Below are 4580 nucleotides of genomic sequence, written 5' to 3'. Positions count from 1 at the left end.
AACAATTTATGTTGTGCTCATTTAGTGGCTTTTTTTATTTAGTTTGTAACGTGTATAGCTCATGACATATATTTATTTATAGATATCGCCTGTTATTGTTGTTGAGTATAGAAGACTAAGACTATCTTAGACGCATAATTGTTTCAAACCAAGATTCGATTTCCTGTTTGTCAGGTGCATCCTTTAAGTAAACGAAATTAAAGGGATGTTGAATATTAAAATTTACTAATGGTATTTCAACAAGATACCCAGTAACTAATTCTTTTTTCACAGCCTCACGGTACATAAAGGTGATACCTATATTTTGATGGTATAATGTTTTGATGACATTCATATTTGTGATGTGAGTTTTGCCAGTAAAGTCATCAATATGAAGATTTCGGTTATATAAAGCTAATTCTAGAGTATCGCGTGGACCACTTCTTGGCTCCCATAAAATGAGTTGTTGATCAAGTAGATCTTTTAAAAGATTGGCTTTTTTAGCTAGGTTATTTCTGGCGAACAGATAGCGATAGACACTTCGTTTGGAATCGACTTATGTGCAAATTCTTGCTGGTTGAATTGGCCTTCTAATAAGGCGAAGTCGATTTTACCCTCCCAAACCATCTCTTGTAGAATATGGGTGTTTTCAACAGACATCGAAATATTTGCAGTAGGTTTTTCTAGAAATATCTTATGTAGAATGAGCGGCATAGTATATTCACCAATGGATGGGGTTGCACCAAAATGTAGGGGATAAACCTTTTCTTTTACACGGTGGGGAACGGCAATATGCGTTCACCATTTGCTTTTAATAACTTGATATATTGTTGAAGAGCTTTAGCTTCTTCCGTAAGAGAGAAGATTTTGCCTTTTTTCAGCTATTAAATTGATTGGATAATGGTTCTCTAAATATTGTATATGCTGAGAAACAGCAAGTTGAGTCATTTTTCAGGATTTCAGCCGTTTTAGTAGAACTCCTCTGCTCACAAAGAGTTAAAAAAATTGCAAATGATTATCTATCATCTTTATAATAATTATTTATGTAAATATAAAATATGATCATTATATTTTTGGAAACCGTATGCTATATTCAAGATGTGAATAATGATTTGGAGGAGAATTATGATAGAAAAAGGGAAAAATCTAATGCCAGGTTTATTACTTAGCGCCTTAGTTGCAGTGATAGCTGTAGCGCTGAGTAGCTTATTACCAGGTGGTATCATTGGAGCAACTGTGATGGCTTTGCTTGTTGGGATGGCATTAAATCCTTTCTTCATGAAACATCAGCAGCTATATTTAGGGGTAACTTTTTCAGCAAAGAAAATCTTACGATTAGGAATTATTTTGATGGGCGTGAATCTTAACTTTGCTGAGGTGTGGGATGTTGGAAAATATGCACTATTTTTAATGATATTTACAATGTTGACTGCCTTTGGTGTTGGTAACTTGATTGGTAAGTTTTTTGGGATAAATTGGAAGCTAACAAACTTATTAGCAGTGAGTACAGCGATCTGCGGAGGATCAGCGGTTGCAGCGGTTGGACCTGTTATAAAAGCGAAACATGAAGATATTACTTATGCAATTTCTGCTACCTTTATCTTTGATATTATTACAGTAATTATTTTTCCATGGATAGGGTTTGCGCTGGGGATGTCTGATACAGGGTATGGTCATTGGATTGGTACTGCGGTGAATGATACCTCTTCTGTAGTAGCTGCTGGTTATGCTTTCTCACAACTTGGTGGGAACGTAGCGGTTATTGTAAAACTAACACGTACGCTATTCATCATCCCATATGTGCTTATTTTCTCTGTTATTAATGAACGGCTAGAAAATAAGGCACAGGGAACAGAATCCCATACACCTGTCGATTTACGAAAAATATTCCCTTATTTCATCATTTTATTTCTAGTCGTTGTGGCTTTGCGAAGTATTGGTATTATACCGAATGCGATTGCGCCATCTATTTCTAGTGCATCAAAATTCAGCATGATCATGGCCTTATCTGCAATTGGATTAACGACTAGCTTTAAAGATATTAAAAAAATTGGTCCTAAGCCGATGATTCTAGGTTTTATAGTTGATTCACTTGTTGTCGTTGTTGCCATTGTTGTTCTATTCCTAACAAAGCATTTCTAACGATAAAAGAATAAGTATTGTTTATAAAAAAAGGAATTGTAGCAATGAAGCCACAATTCCTTTTTTTTGTGTTTATTTAGTTGTACTTTCATCTGATTCTAAGTTTGATGAATTTTCATTTTCACTTACACTTACTACAATTTCGTCGTCAGTATTTGTTGTGAAATTAATTTCGTGAATATCACTGTTTTTTAGGTAGGTATCTGCGACTTGGTCTTCGATTTGACTTTGGATGACACGTCTTAATGGGCGGGCACCAAGTTTTGGATCGTAGCCAAGTTCAACTAACCGTTCTTTGACCTTGTCATCAACATTTATATGGATATCTTGGTTGGCTAATAAGTTGTTCATGTTGTCTAATAGTAGGTCAACAATCACAATCAATTCTGTTTTAGTTAGCGGTTGGAATTCGATGATGGCATCGAAACGGTTCAAGAATTCAGGTTTAAAGTAGTCACCAATCTTGTTCATGACACTTTGTTGTTTACCTTGTTTGCTTGCCCCGAAACCAACACTGGCTTCAACGCCATCTGAACCTGCATTTGATGTCATGATGATTAGGGTATCTTTAAAGGATACAGTCCGTCCTTGGGCGTCTGTTAAACGACCGTCTTCCATGATTTGTAGGAAGATATTTAAGACATCTGGATGGGCTTTTTCAATTTCATCTAATAAGATGATTGAATATGGCTGACGACGTACTTGTTCAGTTAATTGGCCAGCTTCATCGTAGCCCACGTATCCTGGAGGTGAACCGATCAGTTTAGACACGGCATGCTTTTCCATGTATTCGGACATATCAAAACGGACTAAGGCTTCGCGGCGACCAAATAATTGGATGGCCAATTGACGAGCTAATTCAGTCTTACCAACACCAGTTGGCCCGACAAACATGAAAGATCCGATCGGACGGTCTTGACGGCTCAAACCAACGCGGTTACGGCGGATAGCTTTAGCAATGTGTTCTACAGCATCGTCTTGACCAATGACGTGTTGTTTCAAGTTTTCGTCTAGGTTGATTAATTGGTTTTGCTCAGATTCTTGCAAGTCTGAAACAGGAATACCGGTTTTGGTTTCGATAATCGCTTGGATGTCGCTAGCAGTAACCGTTGGGGTCTTTTCAGTCACATTTTGGTTGCTATCATACATGCCTTGGTATTTATTTAATTGGTCACGGTAGTAGGCTGCTTTCTCGTAATCTTCTGCTTCTGTAGCCATTTCTTTTAGGTTGGTTAATTCATCAATTTGATTTTTCAAGGATTCACGGTCTAAGAATGGAATAGTTAAGTTCATTTTAGAACCAGATTCATCTAATAGGTCAATCGCTTTATCTGGTAATTGACGGTCTGTGATATAACGGTCTGATAAGCGTACAGTTGCTTCAATGGCTTCATCACTATATTTCACGTTATGGAAACCTTCGTATTTTTCTTGAATACCTTTGATAATTTCCAGGGTTTCTTCTACAGAAGGTTCAGCTACCATGACTTGTTGTAGACGACGGGCTAGGGCGCCATCTTTTTCGATTTTTCTAAATTCATTTAAGGTTGTTGCACCCACTAATTGGAGTTCACCGCGGGCTAGAGCGGGTTTTAAGATATTACCAGCGTCTAGTGAGCCGCCTTCGGTTGAACCAGCGCCGACAATTTCATGAATTTCATCTATAAATAGAATGATGTTTTTATTTTCGCGGACTTCATTCATTAATTGTTGCATTTTTTCTTCGAATTGGCCGCGGATACCAGTTCCTTGAACAAGTGAAGCGACATCTAATTGGATGACTTCTTTGTTGCGTAATTTTTCTGGTACAGCGTGCTCAACAATTTTTTGGGCTAGGCCTTCGACAACGGCTGTTTTACCGACACCCGGTTCACCAATTAGAACAGGATTGTTTTTTGTACGACGGTTCAGGATTTCAATCACTCGGATAATTTCATCGTCTCGACCGATAATTGGGTCAATCAAACCAGCCTTGGCTTGGTCAGTCAAGTTGGTTCCGTAATTGCCTAAGATAGAATCGTCATTGTTGCCACCTTTGCCAGCTTGAGCTTGGGCTTTATTTTGCGAATTTCCAGAAAAGCCTTGTTGTTGCATTTGACGTAATAGGTCATCAAAGCTGTAGCCGCCAAATGGGTTGTTACTATTATTGTTATTATTGTTATTTAAATTATTTGTTTGTTTACCTTGAGATAGCTGTGAGTAGCATGTTTGGCAGAGGTTTACCGCTTCACGTCGGCCATTCACATTTGCGTATACATGAATGACAGCGTCGCGTTCGCCACAGTTTTGACATAACATATAAGCACTTCCTTTATTTAATGCTAGAGCGATTGCCTGCAATTTTTATATTCGCAGCATATAGATATAACTGCTAATATCTATATTATACTCTGACCAATTTTGACTTTCAACCAAAAGGCTTAAAGAAAAATTATTCGTGTTGTATTCAAGGGAAAAAC

At 37.6% G+C, this 4580-nt stretch carries 4 protein-coding genes; 1 reads left to right on the top strand and 3 read right to left on the bottom strand.

Annotation, left to right across the window (positions count from 1 at the left end):
• Nucleotides 1-121: 121 nt before the first annotated feature.
• Both ACRCJ0_RS09670 and ACRCJ0_RS09665 read right to left on the bottom strand, forming a co-directional pair.
• Entirely contained in the window at nt 122-505 is a 384-nt protein-coding gene (locus ACRCJ0_RS09670) for a LysR substrate-binding domain-containing protein (protein ID WP_419970823.1), read from the bottom strand.
• Nucleotides 484-771: a LysR substrate-binding domain-containing protein gene (locus ACRCJ0_RS09665; RefSeq protein ID WP_419970824.1), complete on the bottom strand. Its 288-nt coding sequence runs from the start codon at nt 769-771 to the stop codon at nt 484-486. Before ACRCJ0_RS09665 ends, ACRCJ0_RS09670 begins: the two co-directional genes overlap by 22 nt.
• A gap of 333 nt (nt 772-1104) precedes the next feature.
• Between ACRCJ0_RS09665 and ACRCJ0_RS09660 the strand changes: the two genes are divergently transcribed.
• Nucleotides 1105-2121, top strand: a complete 1017-nt coding sequence (locus tag ACRCJ0_RS09660) for a YeiH family protein (protein ID WP_419970754.1) — start codon at nt 1105-1107, stop codon at nt 2119-2121.
• A gap of 72 nt (nt 2122-2193) precedes the next feature.
• On the opposite strand, the gene ACRCJ0_RS09655 is transcribed toward ACRCJ0_RS09660, so the two are convergent.
• Entirely contained in the window at nt 2194-4419 is a 2226-nt protein-coding gene (locus ACRCJ0_RS09655; RefSeq protein WP_419970755.1) for an ATP-dependent Clp protease ATP-binding subunit, read from the bottom strand.
• Nucleotides 4420-4580 lie beyond the last annotated feature (161 nt).

This window comes from Aerococcus sp. L_32 (assembly GCF_050689315.1).
The sequence above is the reverse complement of the archived record's forward strand: the minus strand, read 5'-3'. Positions and strand labels throughout refer to the sequence as shown.

What these genes read in the sequence shown, in the direction of transcription:
- ACRCJ0_RS09655 (WP_419970755.1), bottom strand. Translation starts at nt 4,419, where the DNA reads ATGTTATGTCAAAACTGTGGCGAACGCGACGCTGTCATTCATGTATAC.
- ACRCJ0_RS09660 (WP_419970754.1), top strand. Translation starts at nt 1,105, where the DNA reads ATGATAGAAAAAGGGAAAAATCTAATGCCAGGTTTATTACTTAGCGCC.